The 21,389-nt window shown below is 66.7% G+C and carries 20 protein-coding genes, 4 tRNA genes and 2 pseudogenes; 23 read left to right on the forward strand and 3 right to left on the reverse strand.

Annotated elements, in window-relative coordinates; translation table 11 throughout:
* From infA to AC1DJ5_RS11180, 12 genes and pseudogenes are all read left to right on the forward strand, one after another.
* Complete coding sequence (gene infA / locus AC1DJ5_RS11125) at window positions 1–219, forward strand: translation initiation factor IF-1 (RefSeq protein WP_008261544.1); 219 nt, start codon at window positions 1–3, stop codon at window positions 217–219.
* Window positions 220–227: 8 nt separating this feature from the next.
* The gene (locus tag AC1DJ5_RS11130; RefSeq protein WP_477020625.1) at window positions 228–827 is read left to right on the forward strand and encodes a Maf family protein; all 600 of its coding nucleotides are present in this window, start codon (window positions 228–230) and stop codon (window positions 825–827) included.
* Between the two features lies 1 nt (window position 828).
* Entirely contained in the window at window positions 829–1,866 is a 1,038-nt protein-coding gene (locus AC1DJ5_RS11135; protein WP_477020626.1) for a ribonuclease E/G, read from the forward strand.
* Window positions 1,866–2,030: a DNA gyrase inhibitor YacG gene (locus AC1DJ5_RS11140; RefSeq protein WP_441455589.1), complete on the forward strand. Its 165-nt coding sequence runs from the start codon at window positions 1,866–1,868 to the stop codon at window positions 2,028–2,030. The genes AC1DJ5_RS11135 and AC1DJ5_RS11140 overlap by 1 nt, the downstream gene beginning before the upstream one ends.
* Window positions 2,031–2,094: 64 nt before the next feature.
* A tRNA-Phe gene (locus tag AC1DJ5_RS11145) sits at window positions 2,095–2,170 on the forward strand.
* Window positions 2,171–2,608: 438 nt separating this feature from the next.
* Entirely contained in the window at window positions 2,609–3,520 is a 912-nt protein-coding gene (locus tag AC1DJ5_RS11150) for a MotA/TolQ/ExbB proton channel family protein (RefSeq protein WP_441455590.1), read from the forward strand.
* A 5-nt stretch (window positions 3,521–3,525) separates the two neighbouring features.
* Entirely contained in the window at window positions 3,526–3,957 is a 432-nt protein-coding gene (locus AC1DJ5_RS11155; RefSeq protein ID WP_114817772.1) for an ExbD/TolR family protein, read from the forward strand.
* A gap of 18 nt (window positions 3,958–3,975) precedes the next feature.
* Window positions 3,976–4,695 (forward strand): energy transducer TonB, encoded by a 720-nt coding sequence (locus tag AC1DJ5_RS11160; RefSeq protein ID WP_441455591.1) that lies wholly within the window; start codon window positions 3,976–3,978, stop codon window positions 4,693–4,695.
* Between the two features lie 132 nt (window positions 4,696–4,827).
* Complete coding sequence (locus AC1DJ5_RS11165; RefSeq protein ID WP_441455592.1) at window positions 4,828–5,181, forward strand: energy transducer TonB family protein; 354 nt, start codon at window positions 4,828–4,830, stop codon at window positions 5,179–5,181.
* A gap of 80 nt (window positions 5,182–5,261) precedes the next feature.
* Window positions 5,262–6,005: a M48 family metallopeptidase gene (locus AC1DJ5_RS11170; RefSeq protein WP_477020627.1), complete on the forward strand. Its 744-nt coding sequence runs from the start codon at window positions 5,262–5,264 to the stop codon at window positions 6,003–6,005.
* An 82-nt stretch (window positions 6,006–6,087) separates the two neighbouring features.
* Window positions 6,088–6,164 (forward strand) — tRNA-His (locus AC1DJ5_RS11175).
* 43 nt (window positions 6,165–6,207) lie between these two features.
* A pseudogene (locus tag AC1DJ5_RS11180) lies at window positions 6,208–6,612 on the forward strand (methyltransferase domain-containing protein); the annotation flags it as partial.
* A 265-nt stretch (window positions 6,613–6,877) separates the two neighbouring features.
* Here AC1DJ5_RS11180 and AC1DJ5_RS11185 read toward each other — a convergent pair.
* The gene (locus AC1DJ5_RS11185) at window positions 6,878–8,719 is read right to left on the reverse strand and encodes a patatin-like phospholipase family protein (protein ID WP_441455596.1); all 1,842 of its coding nucleotides are present in this window, start codon (window positions 8,717–8,719) and stop codon (window positions 6,878–6,880) included.
* 81 nt (window positions 8,720–8,800) lie between these two features.
* Here AC1DJ5_RS11185 and AC1DJ5_RS11190 point away from each other — a divergent pair, with 81 nt between their 5' ends.
* From AC1DJ5_RS11190 to AC1DJ5_RS11225, 8 genes and pseudogenes are all read left to right on the forward strand, one after another.
* Entirely contained in the window at window positions 8,801–10,393 is a 1,593-nt protein-coding gene (locus AC1DJ5_RS11190; RefSeq protein WP_477020628.1) for a carboxyl transferase domain-containing protein, read from the forward strand.
* Window positions 10,394–10,570: 177 nt separating this feature from the next.
* Window positions 10,571–10,837: pseudogene (locus tag AC1DJ5_RS11195) on the forward strand (endonuclease domain-containing protein); the annotation flags it as partial.
* A 177-nt stretch (window positions 10,838–11,014) separates the two neighbouring features.
* Window positions 11,015–11,920, forward strand: coding sequence for an enoyl-CoA hydratase-related protein (locus tag AC1DJ5_RS11200; RefSeq protein ID WP_477020638.1), 906 nt, complete (start codon window positions 11,015–11,017; stop codon window positions 11,918–11,920).
* 158 nt (window positions 11,921–12,078) lie between these two features.
* Window positions 12,079–14,070, forward strand: coding sequence for an acetyl/propionyl/methylcrotonyl-CoA carboxylase subunit alpha (locus AC1DJ5_RS11205; RefSeq protein ID WP_477020629.1), 1,992 nt, complete (start codon window positions 12,079–12,081; stop codon window positions 14,068–14,070).
* Window positions 14,071–14,221: 151 nt separating this feature from the next.
* Window positions 14,222–14,620, forward strand: a complete 399-nt coding sequence (locus tag AC1DJ5_RS11210) for a DUF1489 family protein (protein WP_477020630.1) — start codon at window positions 14,222–14,224, stop codon at window positions 14,618–14,620.
* Between the two features lie 65 nt (window positions 14,621–14,685).
* Window positions 14,686–16,032, forward strand: a complete 1,347-nt coding sequence (locus AC1DJ5_RS11215) for an MATE family efflux transporter (RefSeq protein WP_441455602.1) — start codon at window positions 14,686–14,688, stop codon at window positions 16,030–16,032.
* Between the two features lie 183 nt (window positions 16,033–16,215).
* Window positions 16,216–17,934: a methionine--tRNA ligase gene (gene metG / locus AC1DJ5_RS11220; protein WP_477020631.1), complete on the forward strand. Its 1,719-nt coding sequence runs from the start codon at window positions 16,216–16,218 to the stop codon at window positions 17,932–17,934.
* 53 nt (window positions 17,935–17,987) lie between these two features.
* A complete protein-coding gene (locus tag AC1DJ5_RS11225; RefSeq protein WP_477020632.1) occupies window positions 17,988–18,644 on the forward strand; it encodes a 2OG-Fe(II) oxygenase in 657 nt (218 codons plus the stop codon).
* A gap of 324 nt (window positions 18,645–18,968) precedes the next feature.
* On the opposite strand, the gene AC1DJ5_RS11230 is transcribed toward AC1DJ5_RS11225, so the two are convergent.
* On the reverse strand, window positions 18,969–19,814 hold the full coding sequence (locus AC1DJ5_RS11230; protein ID WP_441455607.1) for a TerC family protein: 846 nt from the start codon (window positions 19,812–19,814) through the stop codon (window positions 18,969–18,971).
* Between the two features lie 91 nt (window positions 19,815–19,905).
* A complete protein-coding gene (rlmB, locus tag AC1DJ5_RS11235) occupies window positions 19,906–20,781 on the reverse strand; it encodes a 23S rRNA (guanosine(2251)-2'-O)-methyltransferase RlmB (protein WP_477020633.1) in 876 nt (291 codons plus the stop codon).
* 147 nt (window positions 20,782–20,928) lie between these two features.
* On the opposite strand from rlmB, the gene AC1DJ5_RS11240 reads away from it, so the two are divergent.
* The 3 genes from AC1DJ5_RS11240 to AC1DJ5_RS11250 all read left to right on the forward strand — a co-directional run.
* A tRNA-Tyr gene (locus AC1DJ5_RS11240) sits at window positions 20,929–21,012 on the forward strand.
* Between the two features lie 93 nt (window positions 21,013–21,105).
* Window positions 21,106–21,179: transfer RNA gene (locus AC1DJ5_RS11245), tRNA-Gly, on the forward strand.
* A 61-nt stretch (window positions 21,180–21,240) separates the two neighbouring features.
* Window positions 21,241–21,389, forward strand: a 149-nt coding sequence (locus AC1DJ5_RS11250) for a GTP-binding protein (RefSeq protein ID WP_477020639.1), incomplete at its 3' end; no start/stop codon positions are given.

Here is a 21,389-nt window from a genome sequence, read left to right on the forward strand (position 1 = left end):
ATGGCCAAGGAAGAGCTTCTCGAGTTCCCGGGCACCGTCAGCGAACTGCTGCCGAACGCCACCTTCCGCGTGACGCTGGAAAACGACCACGAGATCATCGCCCACACCGCCGGCAAGATGCGCAAGAACCGCATTCGCGTCCTGGCGGGCGACAAGGTGCTGGTTGAAATGACGCCGTACGATCTTACCAAGGGTCGCATCACCTATCGCTTCAAGTAAGGACGCGCGTGTCGCGTCCTGACCTTTCGGCTCCGAGGCTGATTCTGGCCTCGTCGAGCCCGCGCCGGATTGAGCTTCTGGCGCAGATCGGGGTGGTTCCCGATCATGTTGATCCCGCCGACATCGACGAGACCCCGCTGAAAGGCGAGACGCCGACGCGTCTGGCCGAGCGCCTGGCGCGCGGCAAGGCCGAGGTCGTGGCGGCGCGTTCGCCCGACGCCATCGTTCTGGCCGCCGACACCGTGGTGGCCCTGGGCCGTCGCCTGTTGGAAAAGCCGGCGGACGAGGCCGAGGCCAAGCGTTTCCTCGAGCTGCTGTCCGGCCGCAATCACCGCGTCTTCACCGGCGTCGTCGTGATCGCCAATGGCGAAACGACCTGCCGAGTGGTCGACACCCGCGTCTCGTTCAAGACCCTGTCGGCCGAAGACATCGCGACCTACGTCGCCTCCGGCGAATGGCGCGGCAAGGCGGGCGGTTACGGCATCCAGGGAGCGGCTGCGGCCTTCGTGCGCCGCATCGTCGGCAGCCACCCGGCGGTCATGGGTCTGCCCCTCTATGAGGCGGCCAATCTGCTTCGGGGCGCCGGTTGGCGGCCCAAGAGCGCCTGACATGGCCGATGTCGAGGTCTTCCTCGATCAGACGCCGGGCGAGACCCGCGGCGTCGTCGCCCGCAACGGGCGCTTTCACCATCTGATCCTCCAGCGTGACAGCGACCGGCCGAGCGATCGGCTGGGCGCGCGCTGTGTCGGCCGTATCGCGCGGGTCGAACCAGCCCTGCGCGGCGCCTTTGTCGATCTGGGCGCGGGCGAGCCTTTCGGCTTCCTGCCGCTGGGCCAGAACGAAAAGCCGGGGGAGGGGGCCAAGATCGAGGTCGAGGTCACTGCCGAACCCCGCGAGCGCAAAGGCCCGGTGCTGCGTCGTCTCGGCGACGCGTCCGGCGAGCCGCGCCTGCTGGCGCCTGGGCCGGACGTCTCCGCAATCCTGGCCGCATTGGCGCCGGGCGTCGCGGCCCAGACGGGCGTGGTCGCGGTACGCGCGGCTCTGGAGGCCGAAGAGGACGCGCTGGCTGCTTCTGTCGTCGATCCCGCCTGCGGTCTGGACCTGATGATCCAGCGCACCCGCGCCCTGATCGCCGTCGACATCGACCATGCCCCCGCGCCGGGCCGTGATTCCCGCAAGAGCCGCGAGACGGCGAATCGTGAAGGCCTGACCCAGGCCGCCCGGCTGCTGACGCTGAAAGGGTGGGGCGGACTGGTCGTGATCGACCTCATCGGCGTCGGCCTGCACGGCGACACTATAATGAAGGGCGTTCGCGCGGCCTTCGCTGCGGAACCCCAGGCGGCGTTCGGGCCGTTGAGCCGGTTCGGCTTGATGCAACTGTCCCTGCCGTGGCGGCGGACCCCGCTGGACGAACGGCTGCTGGACGCGAGGGGCCGTCCGACACTTGAGACCCGGGCCATCGCCGTCGCGCGTCAAATCCGTCTGGCTATGTTGTCCGATCCCGCGACGCCGCGCTTCATCGCCCGTTGCTGCCCCGAGGAGGCGGCGTTGGCCGCGCCCCTGGTCGCCGCACTGGGGCCGAGGGCCGGGTTGGCGGCCGATCCCTCCCTGGCTCCTGGCGCCGTCCGAATTGAAGAGGCTGTCTAATGTCGCTCTGCCCCATCTGCCGCCGTCAGAAGCCGGACCCGGCCTACAAGCCCTTCTGCTCCAAGCGCTGCGCCGACGTTGATCTGCAGCGCTGGTTCACCGGCGGCTACGCCATTCCGACCGAGGATGCGGTCGATGATGAAAAAGATCGCGGAATTGAGTGAATTGGCGTCTGGACACCCCGTCCGGCCTCGCCTATAGACCCGCCTCTCGCGACGGAAATCGCGCGCCTGGATAGCTCAGCTGGTAGAGCAGCGGATTGAAAATCCGCGTGTCGGTGGTTCGAACCCGCCTCCAGGCACCATTTCCCTTTTGTCGCCCAATCCCATCACCTCGAAATCCGCGCCCCGAAATGGCCTAAATTTCGCCTTGGGAATTGCTTTCCGTTAATCTTTGTCGCCGCGACCGGTTCGTGTCGTTTTGGTGATGAATTTGGCAAATTTTTTGCCCAACGGCCCTGCCGCCCGATGTGCCGGGGGGAAAAGAAACTTTGCGCACTTGACGCTAAGATAGGCGTTCGCCAAAGGGACTTAATCGCATTCCTGCTTGCAGGTCGGGGTCACGAAGATATTGTCTTCCGGACCTTGGCGGCGGCGATCGTTTTCGAACGGTTGTGGCGGGCGGCGGTTCCACTCGACGGGCTCGATCCTTTCGGTGGTGAGATTTCATTATAGGGACGGCCGACTGACGCGGTCCGTGTCTTGGGTTCCACGTGTCAGACCAAAGCAGGAACTGGCGAACAATGCTCGATAGCAAGAAGACGAATATCCTCCTCGCACTGGCCGGCGCTGCCGTCCTGATGGCGAGCTCGCCGGTTCTGGCGCAATCCGCCGCAACCCCGGCCGCTGCTCCGGCAGCCGCTGCTTCGACTGCCGCTCCGGCCGCCGACGCTGCTGCTCCCGCTGCTGACGCCGCTCCCGCTGCTGATCCGTCGACGGTTGCTGACTCGGTCAGCAAAGGTCACGGCGGCGGCATCACCCCGGTCTCCATGTTCATGGAAGCCACCGCAGTGGTTAAGGTCGTCATGTCCGGCCTGCTGCTGGCCTCGATCTTCTCGTGGACCCTGCTGCTGATCAAGCTGCTGGAGTTCGGCGCCCTGAACAAGGCGACCGACCGCTTCCTGGAAGCCTTCCGCGGCGCCCGCACGATCGCTGACATGCGTCGCGTTTCGACCTCGGAAGACTTTGACGGCAACCCGCTGGCCGACATGGCCGCCGCCGCCACCGAGGAAATCGAACTGTCGCGTCAAGCCGGCCTGCAAGTGACCGGCGATCACCGCGACTCGGCGCTGCTGCGCGCCCAGACCGCTGTGGCTGCTGTTCAGTCGGGTCTGCCCAAGCGCCTCTCGGGCGGCCAACAGTTCCTGGCGTCGGTCGGTTCGACTGGTCCGTTCGTCGGTCTGTTCGGTACCGTTTACGGCATCATGAACTCCTTCATCGGCATCGCCGAGTCCAACACGACCAACCTGGCCGTCGTTGCTCCGGGTATCGCTGAAGCTCTGCTCGCCACCGGTATCGGCCTGTTCGCCGCTATCCCGGCCGTTATCTTCTACAACTACTTCAACACGCGCATCTCGAACTACGGCACGCGTTCGGACGGCTTCAACGCTGAACTGATCAACGCCATCTCGCGTCAGCTCGACAAGGGAGCGTAAGACGGATGGCCGCCAAACTTTCCGGTTCCGGCGGCGGCAAGTACACCGTCGAGGCTAATGCCGAGATCAATGTCACACCTTTCGTGGACATCATGCTCGTGCTCCTCATCATCTTCATGGTGGCGGCTCCGCTCGCCACCGTGTCGGTGCCGGTGAAACTGCCTCGCGCCGTTGCTCCTCCGGGCAAGAATCCGCCGACGCCGGTCTTCATCTCCATCCAGAACGATGGCGACGTGTGGATCGGCGACCTCAAGTCCTCGCCCGGTGCTCTGGGTGACGACCTGCGGGTGCAGATTGGACGCAGGAACCCTTCGGAAGAACGTATTTTCATTCGTGCAGACCAACAGACTCGGTACGGCGACTTCATGCAGGTCATGAACGCCCTCCAGGATAATGGTTTCTACAGCGTCGCCCTGGTTGGCGAAGACAACTCGTAAGGGGGCGGGGCGCATAGCATGACAGCTGAACCTCACGTCCACCGTGATCCGATCCTGGATCCGCCGAAGAAGAAGAAGAAGCTTTCGACCGGCGCCATCGTGGGCATCACCATTTCGGTGATCGTCCACGCCCTGGCGGGCCTGTACTTGTACAACAACAAGTTCAAGCTGAAGGAAATGACCTACGAGGACGAGGCCGTCGACGTCGAGCTGATGGAGGTTCCCCCTCCGCCGCCGCCGCCGCCGCCCCCGCCGCCTCCGCCGGATCAGCCCCCGCCGCCGAAGCTTCAGGTGCGTGAACCGCAGATCAACACCCAGGCGCCTCCGCCTCCGGTGACTGTGGCCATCGAACCGACGAAGAAGGAAGATCGGGTCGAATACTCGGGTCCGCCCCAGATCGTCCCCGGACCTCCGCCTCCGCCGGCTCCGCCTGCGCCGCCGAAACCTTCGGTCATCACCAACCCGAGCTGGGCGCGTCCGCCGCGTCCGACTGAACGGGACTTCCCGCAACGCGCCCTGGATCGCGGCGTGGGTGGTTCTGCCACGGTCGAGTGCACGGTGACCCCGAGCGGGCGTCCTGAGGACTGCCGCGTCGTCTCGGAAGATCCTGCCGGCATGGGCTTCGGCGCCGCCGCCGTTCGTATCGTCCAGCGCGGGCAACTTTCGCCCCGTACGGTCGATGGTGCGGCGACGAACGCCAGATTCGTCGTTCGGGTGCCCTTCAATCTGGGCGACTGACACGATCGATAGTCGAAATGAAGAACGCTCCGAGGCTTGCCTCGGAGCGTTTTTCTTTGCCTTGCTCTAACGAACTACGATTGCGTCGCCGTCGTCGCGCGGCATGGCTGCGAATAGGAGAGGGAGAAGCCGATGCGGTTGATGCGCCATGCTGCGGTCGCTGTCGTCGCCTTGCCGGCCCTGGCGGCGGCAGGATGCGCCGGCCGGATGATATCGGCTGACGGGGAAGCGGGTTTCGCCAGGATTGAGTGCGCCGTCACCTCCAGCGGTCATCCGGCGGACTGCCGCGTTCTGACGGAAGCGCCGGCCGGCATGGGCTTCGGCGCCGCCGCCCTCGAGATTGTCCAGCGCGGGCGGCTTTCGGCCGGGACGGTCAAGGGCACCCGGCCCGGCGCCAAGTTCGTCGTTCGTGTGCCGTTCTTCTCACCGGCCGATCCGTCGCGGCAGGTCCAGGCGCCGGTGGAAGGTCGTCGAGATCGCCCTTAAGGTCGCCGTCTGGCGCTTGGGCGGCGCCCCCCTGGTCTTGGGGCCTCGTCCGGAAGCGCATCCGAACGGGAAGAAATCGCATGAAACACCTTGTCGTCGCTGTCGTCTCCTCGCTGGGCTTGGCCCTGTCGGCCTGCGCCTACAATGAGAGTCTGGGCCGCAATCAGTTTCTGATCGTCGACGACAGCGCCCTGATCCAGCAGTCGGATGCGGCTTGGGCGGAAACGCTGCGGACGGCAAAACTCTCGACCAACGCCGCCCAGAACGAGCGCGTGGGCCGTGTCGGCGGGCGGATCGTGCAAGCCGCCGGGCTGGCGAACCGACCCTGGGACTATCGGGTCTTTATCGACGACAGCCCCAACGCCTTCGTCCTGCCGTCTGGCAAGATCGGCGTGACGACGGGTCTGCTGGCGCTGGTCCAGAACGACGACCAACTGGCCACGGTTCTCGGCCACGAGGTCGGCCATGTCGTCGCCCGCCACGCAGCGGAACGCTACTCGACCCAGTCGACGACCGGCCTGGTGCTAGGGGCGGTCCAGAGCCGGGCGGGGGACTATTCCCAGGCGGTCGGCGCCTTCGGGGGCCTGGGCGCGCAACTGGGCCTGCTGCTGCCCTTCTCGCGCAATCACGAACTGGAGGCGGACCGCATCGGCGTCGATTACGTCGCCGCAGCCGGCTACAAACCGTCCGAATCCATCGCCCTGTGGCGGCTGATGGCGCAGCAGCGCCAAACCGGAACGCCCGAATTCGCCTCGACCCACCCGTCGGATCAGACCCGGATCGCGGCCTTGCAGCAGTATATCGCCAGCCGCGGATGGAACTGACGGGGGATAAAGCGAAAATCCGTCACAAGCATATTGCCCACGGGGGCGAGGCCCGCTAGAGAACCGCCCTCGCGTTGATCGCGCCGCCTTAGCTCAGTTGGTTAGAGCGCCGGTTTGTGGAACCGGAGGTCCTCAGTTCAAGCCTGAGAGGCGGTACCATCACTTCAACGAATCGCTTTCAGCGACTTGGAGTGATGCCGACATGAGCGACGCTTCCCCCGTGTGGGACCCCCGCCAGTACAACCGGTTTGAAGCCCAGCGCGACCGCGCCGCGCTCGATCTTCTGGTGCGTTTGCCCGAGGACCTGGACCCGGCCGAGATCTGGGACCTGGGCTGCGGCACGGGGCAGCACGCTGCCTTGCTGAAGCGTCGGCATCCTCACGCCAAGGTGCATGGCATGGATTCAAGCGACGCCATGCTGGAGCAGGCCCGCGCCTTGTCCGCTGATGTCGAATGGACTGTCGGCGACATCGCGACCTGGGCGCCGGAGCAGCCGGCCGATCTGATCCTGGCCAACGCCTCGCTGCAATGGCTGCCCGATCATGCGGGCCTGTTCGCCCATCTGGCCGGGGCCTTGGCGTCCGGCGGCCTGCTGGCCGTGCAGATGCCGATGGCCTGGGAGACGCGCCACCATACCATCATGCGCGAGACGGCGGCCGAGGGGCCATGGGCGTCGATGCTGGCGGGCGTGGATACGATCGCGCCCCTGTTGCCGGCCGAGGCCTATTACGAGGCCCTGGCGCCGTTGTGCGACGACATCGACATCTGGATGACGACCTATCTGCACGTTCTGAGCGGCGAGGACGCGGTGCTGGAATGGATGAAGGGCACGGCGCTGCGGCCCTATATGACCGCGTTGGCGGGCGATCTGCCTATGCAGAGGGCCTTTCTTTCCGCGCTGTCCGACCGGCTTTCGCAGGCGTTTCCGCAGCGAGCGGACGGGTCAACGCTTCTACCATTTCCTCGTCTGTTTCTTGTTGCGCGGCGTCGTTGACGGGCGTGCGATGCAGGTGCTCGACCGGGCATTTCAGCGTCGCCAAGGCCGTCTGCGCCGCCTCATGCCCGGCGGCGACGGCGGGTTCATAGGCCTTCCAGTCGCGGATATCGACGCCCTCGGGCTTGGGCAGGATCAGCAGGTCGGTGTCGGCCCGGGCCTGAATCAGTTCGGCCTCGGTCGACAGGGTGGCCGACCGCATCAGGATCGAGACGATGGGCGGGCCCTTCTTCCAGGCGCCTGACGCGATCCAGCGCCACCACGACGGCGGATCCTCCAGCGCCCTGGGGTCCACGCCGCGCGTCTGCGACACATCCACGCCGACGACCGGACCGCTGTTCAGGCGGCGCATGACCTCGCTGGGGAAGTTGCGCAGCACGGCGCCGTCCACCAGCACCTGACCGTTCATGACCACGGGCGGCATGACCCCGGGAATGGAGATCGAGGCCCTCAGGGCGTGGCGCAGCATCCCCTGGCGATGCACCTCGACCTTGCCAGCCGTCAGATTGGTCGAAACCGCGAAGAAGGGCAGGGGCATGTCCTCGATGGCCACGTCGCCATAGGCGTCCTGCATCAGCCGGCCGACCTTGCGGGCATGGGTCATGGCGATGATGGGAAAGGCGATGTCCGACAGCGGGTCCGAGACGACGAAGGCCTTGCGTATCTGCTCCGTCAGTTCCTCGTCCGACCAGCCCAGGCCGGGACCGGCGGCGATCACCGCCCCCATCGAGGAGCCGCCGATGAAGTCGATCGGCACGCCCGCCTCGGTCAGGGCCTTCAGCGCCCCGATGTGGGCGTAGGCCCGGGCGCCCCCGCCCGACAGCACCACGCCGACCGCCGAGCCGGTGACGATGCGGGCGATCCGTGCGGTGTCGCTGAACAGGCCCTCGACCGCATGGAACCAGCGACCGGGTCTGAACATCTCCAGCCAGGCGCGGGTGTTGGTGGGCCGTGACATGCGCGGATCGCGCAGCAGGATCAGATCCGTCAGAGGGTGGGCTTCGTCTTCGACGTCCTGAGGCGGCGGGGGCGTCTGAGGGGGATGGTCGGCGTCGCCCACCAGGAAGACACGGTCCACCTGGCGGGCGCACAGCGACGCCCAGCCGGGCTCGTCGGATTCGGCGACGTAAAGAACGTAGTCGTGAGCGTCCTCGACACCCGAGAACCACTCGGCGGCGGACGTCAGCGCCGTGTGGTCGATGACCCGGCAGGAGAAGCCCTGGGCCTCCACGGCGTGGGCCACCCGTTCGACGAAGGCGCGAATCGGTCGGGCGCGGCCAGAGATAAAGCCGAAGACGCTGGGGGCGACGCCGGTCGTATTGCGCGCTCGCGCCCGGGTCAGCATCACCTGGCCCAGTTCGGCCATCAGGGCGGGCTCGGCGCGGGCCGCCTCGAAAAAGGCGTCGCGGGGCAGGGCGACCAGATCGCTGTCACGCAGGGCCACGACGTTGGCCATGTGGGTCGTGCCCGCCAGCATGGCCATTTCGCCGACCGGATCGCCGGGCTTGATGACGCCGACGAACTGGGGCGCGCGTCCGTCGTCATCGCGGAACACGCCCAGCCGTCCGGCCCGCAGCAGGTAGAGGGTGTCGGCGGGATCGCCGGCTGAAAACAGCCGTTCGCCCCGCGTCAGGGCGAACCAGCTGGCGCGGGTGTTCTTTGTGCCCTCGAAGACGCGCGCGAGGGCGGCTTCCAGCGTGTCGGGACGTTCAGCAGCCATGATGGTGGTTTAGGCTGGATTCCTGCGGACAGGAAACCGAACGACTTCCCCCCGGCGCGGAAGCCTCCTAAACCTTGAGGCATGCCCAAGCTGATTTCCGCCGTCGATCGCAACAGTCCTGCCTTCAAGTCGCTGGACGCGCACAATCGCGCCCTGCGGGACGAGCTTTTCGAGAAGGTCGCCAAGGCCGCGCGCGGCGGCTCCGACGCCAGCCGCGATCGCCATGTGGCGCGGGGTAAGCTGTTGCCGCGTGATCGGGTTGAGCGCCTGCTGGATCCCGGCTCGCCCTTCCTCGAAATCGGTCAACTGGCCGCCAACGGCATGTATCGCGACGAGGCCCCCGGCGCGGGCATGATCTGCGGCGTGGGGCGCGTCTCGGGCCGCGAGGTCATGATCGTCGCCAACGACCCGACGGTGAAGGGCGGCGCCTACTTCCCCCTGACGGTGAAGAAGCACCTCCGGGCGCAGGAAATCGCCGAGCAGAACAATCTGCCCTGCGTCTATCTGGTCGATTCGGGCGGCGCCAACCTGCCGCACCAGGCCGAGGTCTTCCCGGACCGCGACCATTTCGGCCGCATCTTCTTCAACCAGGCGCGGATGAGCGCCAAGTCGATCCCGCAGATCGCCTGCGTCATGGGCTCGTGCACGGCCGGCGGCGCCTATGTCCCGGCCATGTCCGACGAGACGGTGATCGTGCGCAATCAGGGCACCATCTTCCTGGCCGGTCCGCCGCTGGTGAAGGCCGCGACGGGCGAGGTCATCTCGGCCGAGGAACTGGGCGGCGCCGAGACCCACGGCCGCAAGTCCGGCGTGGTGGACCACGTGGCCGAGAACGACGAGCACGCGCTGGAGATCGTCCGCTCCATCGTCGCCAATCTGAACACGGTCAAGGACGTGCCGCTGGACGTGCGCGAGCCGCGCGCCCCGGCCCTGGACCCGCAGGAGCTTTACGGCCTGATACCCGACGACGTCCGCGCCCCCTATGACGTGCGCGAGGTCATCGCCCGTATCGTCGACGGCTCGGACTTCGACGAGTTCAAATCGCTTTACGGCACCAGCCTGGTCTGCGGCTTCGCCCGCATCTGGGGCTATCCGGTCGCTATCCTGGCCAACAACGGCGTCCTGTTCTCGGAGAGCGCCCAGAAGGGCGCGCACTTCATCGAACTGGCCTGCAAGCGCAAGATTCCGCTGCTCTTCCTGCAGAACATCTCGGGCTTCATGGTCGGCGGCAAGTACGAGGCTGAGGGCATCGCCAAGCACGGCGCCAAGCTGGTGACGGCGGTCGCCTCGGCCGAAGTGCCGAAATTCACCGTCCTGATCGGCGGCAGCTTCGGCGCCGGCAACTACGGCATGTGCGGCCGGGCCTATTCCCCGCGTTTCCTCTTCACCTGGCCGAACAGCCGCATCAGCGTGATGGGCGGCGAGCAGGCGGCGTCGGTCCTGGCCACCGTCCACCGCGACGCGGACACCTGGACGGTTGACGAAGCCGAGGCCTTCAAGGCCCCGATCCGCCAGAAGTACGAGGACGAGGGCAACCCCTATTACGCCACCGCCCGCCTGTGGGACGACGGCGTCATCGACCCGGCCCAGACCCGCGACGTCCTGGGCCTGGCCATCAGCGCCAGCCTGAACGCCCCCATCCCCGAGACGCGCTTCGGCGTATTCCGGATGTAGTGCACAAAATCATCCTTCTCCCCTCGGGGGAGAAGGTGGCCTGCGGAGCAGGTCGGATGAGGGGGCGCTGTCCGCAGGCAAACGCGAAAATGAGCATGGAGCCGACGGCCCCCTCATCCGTCTCGCTTGCGCGAGCCACCTTCTCCCCCGAGGGGAGAAGGGGTTAGGCTATCTGCCATGCATCAGTCGCCGGACCGAACGCGCCGCGCCCGTCGTCTCCGAGCCGACACCACGCCAGCCGAATCCCGCCTCTGGACCCTGCTCCGTAATCGCGGCTTCGAAGGCTGGAAATTCCGGCGTCAGGCCCCGGTCGCCGGCTATGTCACCGACTTCCTCTGTCTTGACCTCAAGCTGGTCATCGAGCTGGACGGCGGCGTTCATCGCCTGCGCGAGGCCGAAGACGCCCTCCGCGATCATCGTCTGTCTGAGGCAGGGTTCGCCGTTGTTCGCTTCTCAAACGAAGCATTTTTGCACAATCTCAATATCCTGCTGGACGCGATCCGCCTTCGCGCGGCACAAATGGGGAAATCGCCCCCTCATCCGACCTGCTCCGCAGGCCACCTTCTCCCCCAAGTGGAGAAGGAAGACATTTCAGGCGTTCAGAGCTTGAAGGAGCTTTCCATGACCGACCCCAAGACCCCCAACGAAGCCGACCTGAACGCCCTGGACGTCACCGACGCCGAGGCGGCCGAGATCAACGCCATCGCCCATCCCTTCCTGGCCGATCCGGCGCCGGACGCGAACGACGATCTGGTCAAGATCGACGCCCTGCCGTCGGGCGTGGTCTTCGTGACCATCAACCGCCCGGAAAAGCGCAACGCCTTCGACGCGGCCACCATCGCCGCCCTCTATGAAGCGTTCGAGACGCTGCAGGGCGCCGACCGGGTGCGCGTGGTCTTCATCCGCGGCGCGGGCGGCACCTTCAGCGCCGGGGCCGATCTGAACTGGATGGCCGACGCCGCCGGCTGGTCCGAGGCCGACAACCGCGACGACGCCATGGGTCTGGCCAAGATGCTGAAGGCGCTGCACGACGTGCCGGCCCTGACGGTGGCCCTGGTCGAGGGCTCGGCCATGGGCGGCGGGGCGGGCATCGTCGCCGCCTGCGACATGGCCGTGGCCGTCGAGGGCGCGCGTTTCGCCTTCTCCGAGGTCAAGCTGGGCCTCATCCCCGCGACCATCGCCCCCTATGTCATCGAGGCCGTCGGCGCCCGTCGCGCCCGCCAGCTGTTCCTGACCGCCAACACCTTCGACGCCGACTATGCCGCGCACGCGGGCCTGATCGACCTGGTTCTGCCGGAAGGCTCGGTGGACGAGTTCATCTCCATGCTGACCGATAGCCTGACGACCTGCGCGCCCGGCGCCATGGGCGAGGCCAAGCGTCTGGTGAACGACATCGCCGGCGAGGCCATCGACAGCCGCCTGCTGGAAGAGACCGCCAAGCGCATCGCCCGCGCCCGCGTCTCCGACGAAGGCCAGGAAGGCGTCCGCGCCTTCCTCGACAAGCGCCCGCCGGTCTGGGCGCAGTAATTTCTCCTTCTCCCCTTGCGGGAGAAGGTGGCCGAGCGAAGCGAGGTCGGATGAGGGGTTGCGTAGTGCTTCGCCTTATCCTGCCTTGCGAAACCCCTCATCCGTCGGCCTGCGGCCGCCACCTTCTCCCGCAAGGGGAGAAGGGATAAGGACAAGCCATGTTCAAGTCCGTCCTGGTCGCCAATCGCGGCGAGATCGCCTGCCGCGTCTTCCGCACCGCCCGCCGCATGGGCCTGCGCACCATAGCCGTCTATTCCGAGGCCGACGCGAACGCCCTGCATGTGCGCGAGGCGGACGAGGCGGTGCTGATTGGCCCGGCGGCGGCGCGCGAATCCTATCTGGATGCGGGCAAGGTGCTGGCGGCGGCCAAGGCGACGGGGGCGGAGGCCATCCACCCCGGCTACGGCTTCCTGTCCGAGAACGCCGACTTCGCCGAGGCGGTCATGGCGGCGGGCATCGTCTGGATCGGCCCGCAGCCGGCGTCCATCCGCGCCATGGGCCTGAAGGACGCGGCCAAGAAGCTGATGATCGAGGCGGGCGTGCCGGTCACCCCTGGCTATCAGGGCGAGGACCAGTCGGTCGAAACCCTGACGGCCGAGGCGGCGCGCATCGGCTATCCCGTCCTGATCAAGGCGGTCGCCGGCGGCGGCGGCAAGGGCATGAAGAAGGTCGACCGCGCTGAGGACTTCGCCGATGGCCTGGCTTCGGCCCAGCGCGAGGGCCAATCGTCCTTTGGCGACCCGCGCGTCCTGATCGAGAGCTACATCACCCGCCCGCGTCACATCGAGGTTCAGGTCTTCGGCGACAGCCACGGAAACGTCGTCCACCTGCATGAACGCGACTGCTCGCTGCAACGCCGCCACCAGAAGGTGATCGAGGAGGCTCCGGCCCCCGGTATGAATTCGGCCACGCGCGAAGCCGTCACCGCCGCCGCCGTCCGCGCTGCCAAGGCCGTCAACTACCAAGGCGCGGGGACCATCGAGTTCATCGCCGACGCCTCGGACGGGCTGAAGGCCGACCGAATCTGGTTCATGGAGATGAACACCCGGCTGCAGGTCGAGCACCCGGTCACGGAATCCATCACCGGCGTCGATCTGGTCGAGTGGCAACTACGTGTCGCGGCGGGCCAGCCGATCCCGCTGGCGCAGGCCGACATTCCGATGAAGGGCTGGGCCATGGAGGCTCGCCTCTACGCCGAAGACCCCGCCCACGGCTTCCTGCCCTCTATAGGCAAGCTGGACCACTTCGTCCTGCCCGACGATATCCGCGTCGAAACCGGCGTGGAGCAGGGCGGCGAGGTCAGCCAGTTCTACGACCCGATGATCGCCAAGCTGATCGTCCATGAAGACACCCGCGAAGCCGCCGCCGCCCGCCTGGCCGACGCCTGCCGCGAGGTCGAGGTCTGGCCCGTCCGCACCAACGCCGGCTTCCTGGCCCGCTGCCTGGACCACCCGCGCTTTGTCGAAGGCGACGTGGACACGGGCTTCATCGGCGCGGAAGAGGCGGCCTTGATCGCGGCCCCTGTCTCAGCTCGGGCTCTGGCCGGCGCGGCGGGCCTGATCGGTCTGGACGCCGACGCTGCGGCCTTTGACGCACCCGATGCCGAACTGGTGCCGTGGCGCGCGGGCCTGTTCGGCTTCCGCATGAACGCCCCGGCCGAGGCGCGCACGGCCCTGCACCACGGCGACAGCGTCCACGCCGTGACCCTGGCCGGCGAACCCGGCTGGCAAGGTCGCCAGTCCAGCTTCGATGTGTCCGGCGATTTCGGCACGGCCCGCGTCTATGGCGAGCCGGATCTGGTGGTCGTGGACGGCGAGGTCGTCAGCGCCCTGACGCCCGACGCCGAACGGATCGTGGTCTTCGACGACGGCGACGTCATCGAGTTCCGTCGCCGCAAGGCCAGTGCGGGCGCTGGCGGCTCCGCCTCCGACGGCGGCCTTCGCGCGCCCATGCCCGGCAAGATCGTCGCCGCGCCCGCCAAGGCCGGGGACGCGGTGACCAAAGGCCAGCCCATCGTGGTGCTGGAGGCCATGAAGATGGAGCACGCCCTGACCGCGCCCTTCGACGGCGTGGTGGCCGAGTTCAACGTCGCCGTCGGCGATCAGGTCGTAGACGGCGCCGTTCTGGCCGTGGTGAAGGCGGCTACCTAAATCGCGCTCATCCCGGCGGACGCCGGGATCCAGTTCTTTGGCTTCGGTGACGACGCGGGAACTTGAGCGAACATATTGTCGAGCGCCGTGTGCGGGGCTCTCACTGGGTCCCGGCGTCCGCCGGGATGAGCGGAAGAGCAGGCGGCGTTTCATGCCCCTTCACATGATCAAACTCTGCGTCGGCGTCGCCAAGGTCGAGACGCTGGAGCGGCGCGCCGCCAAGGGCGAGTGGCTGACCGTCAACACGCGGATGACGCCCAAGCGCGCGAGCGAACTGGAAGACGGCGGCTCGCTGTTCTGGGTGATGAAGGGGTCGGTCGTCTGCCGGATCCCGATCCTCGACATTTCGACCAAGGGCGAGGGCAAGGCGTCGCAATGCCTGATCCGCCTGTCGCCTGACGTGATCCGCACCGCGCCCCAGGCCCGTCGCCCCTTCCAGGGCTGGCGCTATCTGGAGCCCAAGGACGCGCCGCCGGACCTGTCGACGATGGACGCGGGCGAGCTGCCGGTCGAACTGGCCAAGCAACTGCGGGCGCTGGGCGCTTGGTGACCCTTTCGTGGCGATAGGCTCGAGGTGTTGACCTTTGTTCGCCGGCATGGCCTGTGCCGGCTCCCATGACCAACGCCCTGTTCAGCTTCAAGACCCGCGCGACCCTGTCCGAGCTGCTGAAGCTGGCCTGGCCGGTCGTGCTGGCGCGTCTGGGCATCATGACCATGGGCCTGACCGACGCCATCGTCGTGGGGCACTACGCCAGCCGCGAGCTGGCCTATCACTCCCTAGCCTGGGCGCCGTCGTCGGTCGTCCTGACCACGGCGGTCGGCCTGATGATGGGGGTGCAGGTCATGACCGCCCGCCTGCTGGGCGAGGGCCGCAAGGACGAGGTCGGCGCTGTCCTGCGTCGGGGCATGGTCTATGCGCTGCAGATCGGCGTCGTCTCCATGATCGCCCTGCTGCTGCTGGGGCCGTTCGGCTTGAAACACATGGGGCTTGAGGACGGCTTGGGCGAGGGCGCTTCTCCCGTCTTGACGGTCTTCGCCCTGTCTATGCCGGCCTATCTGATTTCGGTCGCGGCCCAGTTTTTCCTTGAGGGTCTGCATCGGCCCAAGGCTGGCATGGTCGCCATGTGGGTCGCGAACGCCGTCAACCTGGGCCTGAATCTGCTGCTGGTGCCCGACCTGTTCGGCATCGGCGTCGATGGCGCGTTCGCCTCGGCCTGGGCCACGTTCGGCGCGCGTACGGCGCTGGCGATCTTCCTGGTCATCTTCATCCTGCGCCTGCCCGAGGCGCGGGCCTTGGGAATCTTCGCCAAGCCGAAACGCGACAAGGCGGTCGAGAGCCAGCAGACCAAGGTCGGCCTGGGCGCGGGCGCGTCCAACTTCATCGAGGTCGGCGCCTTCGCCGCCATGACCCTGTTCGCGGGTCAGCTGGGCGCGGCCGAGACCGCCAGCTGGGCGGTCGTCATCAACATTTCCGCCATCGTCTTCATGGTGCCCATGGGCCTGTCGTCCGCGACGGCCGTCCTGGTGGGGCGCAGCTACGGCGCGGGGGATTCCGCGGGCGTCATGCGCGGCGGTCTGGCGGGCATCGGGGTGGTGACGGCGCTGGCCTTTATCATCGCCCTGGTGCTGTGGCCGACGGCGGGATTGGTGGTCAGCGCCTACACGACCGACCCGGCCATCCTGGCCATCGCGGCCCCGGCCCTGGTGCTAGCGACGCTGTTCTTCGTCGCCGACGCCATGCAGGTGGTGGCGGCCCAGGCCAACCGGGCGGCGGGCGACGTGGTCTGGCCGACGCTGATGCACCTGCTGTCCTACGGCATCGTCATGATCCCGCTGGGCTGGTGGCTGGCACACCGGATCGGCGTTAATGGTCTGGTCTGGTCGGTGATCGTGGCCAGCCTGATCTCGGGGGCGTTGCTGACCGGGCGGTTCGTGCGGATCGCCAGGCGGCTTCCGGCCTAAGGCTTCGCGGCCCGGAGAATGACGGAAATCAGATCGCTCCGTCATTCTCCGACGAAGCGCAGCGCAGATCGGAGAACCTAGCGGCGTCTCAGGCGACACTTCTGACGTGAATGTCCCGCAAAAGGTGACGATCAGGAGATCGCCCTCTATATCCGTCTGCTTCCTCCCGCAGACTGGACGACCATGGCCCGCATCCTCATCACCTCGGCGCTGCCCTACATCAACGGCATCAAGCACCTTGGGAATCTGGCCGGGTCCATGTTGCCCGCCGATGTCTGGGCGCGGTTCAAGCGCGGGCAGGGTCACGACGTCCTCTATGTCTGCGCCACCGACGAGCACGGCACCCCGGCCGAACTGGCCGCCGCCGCCGCCGGACAGGACGTGCGGACCTATTGCGACGAGCAGCATCAGGTTCAGAAGAAGGCCGGCGAGGCTTTCAGCCTGTCGTTCGACATCTTCGGCCGCAGCTCCAACGCGCCGAACACCCGCCTGACCCAACATTTCGCCAAGGTTCTGGAAGAGCGCGGCCTGATCGAGGAGCGCGTCGACCGGATGATCTATTCGATCGACGACGCCCGCTTCCTGCCCGACCGCTACGTCGAAGGGACCTGCCCGCACTGTGCTTACGAGAAGGCACGCGGCGACCAGTGCGACAACTGCGGCCGCCTGCTGGATCCGACCGATCTGATCAATCCCTATTCGGCCGTCTCGGGCAGCCGCAATCTGGAGGTCCGCGACACGCGCCACCTCTATCTGCTGCAGACCCGGGTGGCGAACCAGGTGCGCGCCTGGGTCGATGCTCGCTCGCCGCAGTGGCAGCCCCTGGCCCGCGCCATCGCCTACAAGCATCTGGATGAAGGCCTGATCGACCGGGGCATCACCCGCGACCTGAAGTGGGGCGTGCCGGTGGTCGGTCCCGACGGCGGCCCGCGTCCGGGCATGGAGGGCAAGGTCTTCTACGTCTGGTTCGACGCCCCCATCGAATACATCGCCGCGACCGAGGAATGGGCCGAGCAGTCGGGTGGGAACTGGCGTTCGTGGTGGCGTCTGGACGAGGGCGCCGCCGATCCTGAAAACCCCGTGCGCTACGTCCAGTTCATGGGCAAGGACAACGTCGCCTTCCACACCGTCAGCTTCCCCGCCACCATCCTGGGCTCGGGCGAGCCGTGGAAGACGGTCGACCAGTTGAAGGCCTTCAACTGGCTGAACTGGTACGGCGGCAAGTTCTCGACCAGCATGGGCCGCGGCGTCTTCATGGATCAGGCGCTGGAACTGCTGCCCGCCGACTACTGGCGCTGGCACCTGACGGCCTATGGCCCGGAGCATTCCGACGCGGCCTTCACCTGGGAGCAGTTCCAGTCGACGACGAACAAGGACCTGGCCGACGTGCTGGGCAATTTCGTCAACCGCATCGTCAAGTTCACGGAATCCAAGTTCGACGGCGTCGTGCCCGAGGGCGGCGAGGCCGGCCCGCTGGAAGCAAAGCTGGCGGCCGATCTGAAGGCCGGTCTGGAAGCCCTGACCGCCGAGTTCGAGGCCATGGAGTTCCGCAAGGCGGCTCAGGCGGCGCGCGCCCTCTGGGTGCTGGGCAACGAGTATCTGCAGGAAGCCGCCCCCTGGACGGCCCTGAAGACCGACCGCGACCGCGCCGCTGTGGTGGTGCGCACCGGCCTATCGCTGGTCGCCCTGTTCGCCCGCATCACCGTGCCCTTCATGCCGGGCAGCGCCGAACGCATCGGCGCCAGCGTCGGCGCGACGGACCTGAGCTGGCCCCAGGCCGACGCCGACCTGCTGAACCTGCTGCCGGCCGGTCAGACCGTCGCCGCGGCCGAGGTCCTGTTCAAGAAGATTGAAGACACCCAGGTCGCGGAATGGACCGAACGTTTCGGCGGGGCTGAATGAGGCCTGAGTTAGTAGAGTTTTCGACCGACCAGCGTCAGAAAATCAGAGATAGGTTGGCGTTGACGGGCCGGACCCAGGTCAGCGGCATTCTCTCGCCGAGCCAGGCCCAGCACCTGGCGGAACAGGCTGCAAACGCGCCCTATAACACCGTGACCCGGCGGGGCAGCGGCCATGTCGACTTTCCGGCGGCATGGTTGGCCAGTCTTGAACCGGTGCAGAAACAAGGCCTGGGAGAGGCTGTTCAGGCCTCCGCGACGCAGGGCTTCCAGTACCTTTATGACAACCACCCCATCTATGACCTTGCTCAGGCGGGCGCTGCGGACCCGGTCTGGTCGGGTCTGGTCGGCTTCCTGAATAGCGAGCCGTTCCTGAACCTGATGCGCGACCTGACGGGCGAAACGGGGATCGCGCTGGCGGATGCTCAGTTGACCCGGTTTCGCCGCGGCCATTTCCTGACGGAGCACGACGACGCCGCCGAAGGGAAAAAACGCTATTTCGCCTATGTTTTGGGACTGACGCCGGCCTGGCGGATCGACTGGGGCGGGCTTCTGGCCTTCCACGGCGACGACGGCAATGTGGCCGAAGCCTTCACTCCGCGCTTCAATACGTTGAACCTCTTGAGAGTGCCGGCCCCGCATTCCGTCACTCAGGTGGCGCTGTCGGCGGGGGCGGAGCGTCTTTCCGTTACGGGGTGGCTGCGCGGTCGCTGAACCTCATCCCCTTCCACCATCATCCTCTCCCGGCGCCGAGCAAAACTAAATTCCCATCACGCCGATTCCTGTCGCCATAGGCGTTTGCGGGCCAAACACGCCCATCGGCTCGCGGCGCTTAAGACCGGGGCTATAGTGGCGCCTCGGTCTTTGACATCGCTGCCTGACGCCGGGCTTCGGCCCTTCTCGCGTCGCCCATCGCCAAGCGTCCACCGCCGGCCGATTGCACGAATTGCACTGTTTTTTTCGTCGCACGGTGCAATCGCGGCTCGGCCTGGAACCGGCCAAAAGAAAGGCCCGGATCGCTCCGGGCCTTTCACGTTTCTAGTTCGTCGGCGTTGCCGCGGCCGCAGCCGGCGTTCGCTGTTCCCTCGCGCCGGGCAGGCCGGCGGGCGTGGCTTCATGGCTGCCTGCGCTGGCGTGCTTCATATGCTTGGCCTGTTCTTCCGGGCCGATGTCGAGGAAGGCGGGGGCCGAGGCGTTGAACTCATCGGCGTGGCCGGTGCGAACGATCACCGAGCGTCCGCCGTCCCAGATCATGTGCAGGGCGACGTAGAGAACGATGACCAGGCCGATGTAAGCGATCCAGCGATAACGGTTCAGCAGCTTGGCGATGAAGCTGGCGGCCAGCCCCATGAGAGCGATCGACAGGATCAGGCCGAAGACCATGATCCACGGGTGGTCGTGGCTGGCGCCGGCGACGGCCAGCACATTGTCCAGCGACATGGTCAGGTCGGCGATCATGATCTGGAGCAGGGCGGCGCCGAAGGTCTTGCGCTTCAGGCCCATTTCCTCGGGGCTGGGACCGCCGCCGTGTTCGATGGCCATGGCGCGTTCGATCTCGGCCTCGGCTTCGGCCTGATCGTGGGTCGCCTGCTCGCGCAGTTCGCGCCACATCTTCCAGCACACCCACAACAGGAGGAAGCCGCCCGCCAGCAGCAGGCCGACGATGGCCAGAAGCTGCACGGTGACGAGGGCCAGGCCGATGCGCATGACGACGGCGGCGGCCAGGCCGATCAGGATGGCCTTGCGGCGCTGTTCCTGGGGCAGGGCGGCGGCGGCGAGGCCCACGGCGACGGCGTTGTCGCCGGCCAGGACCAGGTCGATCATCATGACCTTGCCGAGCGCGGTGGCCTGGCTGATGAGGTGGGGATCTGAGAGGAATTCCATCGGCGCTCTTTAAGCCCCGCTAGAAGCTGCGCCAAGACGCCGCAGCAAACTCGCTCCCGCCGACGCTAGGCCGGCGGGAGGAAAGGGTCGATCAGGCCGGGCGCTGGGCGCGGGCGGTCTCGTACAGGGCGATGGCCGCGGCGTTGGAGACGTTCAGGCTTTCGAATCCGCCGGGCATGGGGATCTTGGCCATGACGTCGCAATGCTCGGCCACCAGACGGCGGACGCCGTCGCCTTCCGAGCCCATGACCAGAACCGTCGGGCGCGAATCAAGCGCCTGTTCCAGCGTCAGCTCGGCGGAGCCGTCCAGACCGACGGCGCGCCAGCCCAGGTCCGCCAGCTTCTCGAGCGCGCGGCTGAGATTGGTGACGCGGGCGCAGGGCAGGCGTTCGGTCGCGCCGGCCGCCGCCTTGGCCAGAGCGCCGGCCAGGGCGGGCGAGTGCCGGTCCTGAACGACGATGCCCTTGGCGCCAAAGGCCAGGGCCGAGCGGAAGATGGCGCCGACGTTCTGGGTGTCGGTCAGCTGATCCAGCATGACAATGACGCCGCTGGCGTCCTCGGCGAGCTCTTCCAGGGCGACGCCTTCCAGCGGCTGCACCTTGAAGACCATGCCCTGGTGAACGGCGCCGGCCGGCAGCAGCCGGGCGAGGGCGGTCGAATCAATCACCTCGATTCGGTGGCCGTTCGCCAGATTTTCCCGTTCGATTTCAGCGGCGCGGTCCTCCGTGACCATCAAACGGCCCATGCCGCGACGGGCCGGATTGGCCAAAGCGGCTAGAACCGCGTGGCGGCCCCAGACAAAATTATCCGCTTCGACCTTGCCGCGCGGGGCTTTGGGGGCGAAATCGCCCCCAGAACGGCTTGTGGGGGTGGGCGACCAGCCTTTCTCAGGCCGGCTTTCCACGCGCTTGTGGAAAGACTGCTTTTTACCGGTTTTCCGGTCGTTGCGTTCTGGAAATGACGACACTATAAGACGGCCTCCGATTTGGGCCCTAGGGCTTCGGGTCAGGCGCTTCCTCTATTACAGGCGTCGCCGGACACGAAGGCTTTCGCGACGAAAATGATCGAAAGATCGTTCTGTTGCGTATCCAGACCGGTTTTGAAAACGCGCGCTGGGGGAATGTCCCGAGTGGCAAAGGGGGGGGACTGTAAATCCCCTGCGTAAGCTTCGAAGGTTCGAGTCCTTCTTCCCCCACCACGCGCGTTTCAAGGCCGAGAGGACGGAAACCCAAAAAGGAATCGGGTGCGGAAACGCCAACCTCTCACGGGGTTGGGGCAACGCATTCTTCGCGCGGGTATAGCACAATGGTAGTGCAGCAGCCTTCCAAGCTGAGGATGTCGGTTCGATCCCGTCTACCCGCTCCAGGTTTTTTGAACTGAGCAGAAGCGCCCCTCCGCTTTGGACCCGGGCCACAGGAGTTTGGCCATGGCCAAGGAAAAGTTCGAACGTAACAAGCCGCACTGCAACATCGGCACGATCGGCCACGTTGACCACGGCAAGACGACGCTGACGGCTGCGATCACGATGACGCTGGCGAAGGCCGGCGGCGCGAAGGCGATGAACTACGCCGACAT

It is taken from the genome of Brevundimonas sp. 01N35 (assembly GCF_056399785.1).

What these genes read in the sequence shown, in the direction of transcription:
- infA (WP_008261544.1), top strand. Translation starts at nt 1, where the DNA reads ATGGCCAAGGAAGAGCTTCTCGAGTTCCCGGGCACCGTCAGCGAACTG.
- AC1DJ5_RS11135 (WP_477020626.1), top strand. Translation starts at nt 829, where the DNA reads ATGGCCGATGTCGAGGTCTTCCTCGATCAGACGCCGGGCGAGACCCGC.
- AC1DJ5_RS11140 (WP_441455589.1), top strand. Translation starts at nt 1,866, where the DNA reads ATGTCGCTCTGCCCCATCTGCCGCCGTCAGAAGCCGGACCCGGCCTAC.
- AC1DJ5_RS11150 (WP_441455590.1), top strand. Translation starts at nt 2,609, where the DNA reads ATGCTCGATAGCAAGAAGACGAATATCCTCCTCGCACTGGCCGGCGCT.
- AC1DJ5_RS11155 (WP_114817772.1), top strand. Translation starts at nt 3,526, where the DNA reads ATGGCCGCCAAACTTTCCGGTTCCGGCGGCGGCAAGTACACCGTCGAG.
- AC1DJ5_RS11160 (WP_441455591.1), top strand. Translation starts at nt 3,976, where the DNA reads ATGACAGCTGAACCTCACGTCCACCGTGATCCGATCCTGGATCCGCCG.
- AC1DJ5_RS11165 (WP_441455592.1), top strand. Translation starts at nt 4,828, where the DNA reads ATGCGGTTGATGCGCCATGCTGCGGTCGCTGTCGTCGCCTTGCCGGCC.
- AC1DJ5_RS11170 (WP_477020627.1), top strand. Translation starts at nt 5,262, where the DNA reads ATGAAACACCTTGTCGTCGCTGTCGTCTCCTCGCTGGGCTTGGCCCTG.
- AC1DJ5_RS11185 (WP_441455596.1), bottom strand. Translation starts at nt 8,719, where the DNA reads ATGGCTGCTGAACGTCCCGACACGCTGGAAGCCGCCCTCGCGCGCGTC.
- AC1DJ5_RS11190 (WP_477020628.1), top strand. Translation starts at nt 8,801, where the DNA reads ATGCCCAAGCTGATTTCCGCCGTCGATCGCAACAGTCCTGCCTTCAAG.
- AC1DJ5_RS11200 (WP_477020638.1), top strand. Translation starts at nt 11,015, where the DNA reads ATGACCGACCCCAAGACCCCCAACGAAGCCGACCTGAACGCCCTGGAC.
- AC1DJ5_RS11205 (WP_477020629.1), top strand. Translation starts at nt 12,079, where the DNA reads ATGTTCAAGTCCGTCCTGGTCGCCAATCGCGGCGAGATCGCCTGCCGC.
- AC1DJ5_RS11210 (WP_477020630.1), top strand. Translation starts at nt 14,222, where the DNA reads ATGCCCCTTCACATGATCAAACTCTGCGTCGGCGTCGCCAAGGTCGAG.
- AC1DJ5_RS11215 (WP_441455602.1), top strand. Translation starts at nt 14,686, where the DNA reads ATGACCAACGCCCTGTTCAGCTTCAAGACCCGCGCGACCCTGTCCGAG.
- metG (WP_477020631.1), top strand. Translation starts at nt 16,216, where the DNA reads ATGGCCCGCATCCTCATCACCTCGGCGCTGCCCTACATCAACGGCATC.
- AC1DJ5_RS11230 (WP_441455607.1), bottom strand. Translation starts at nt 19,814, where the DNA reads ATGGAATTCCTCTCAGATCCCCACCTCATCAGCCAGGCCACCGCGCTC.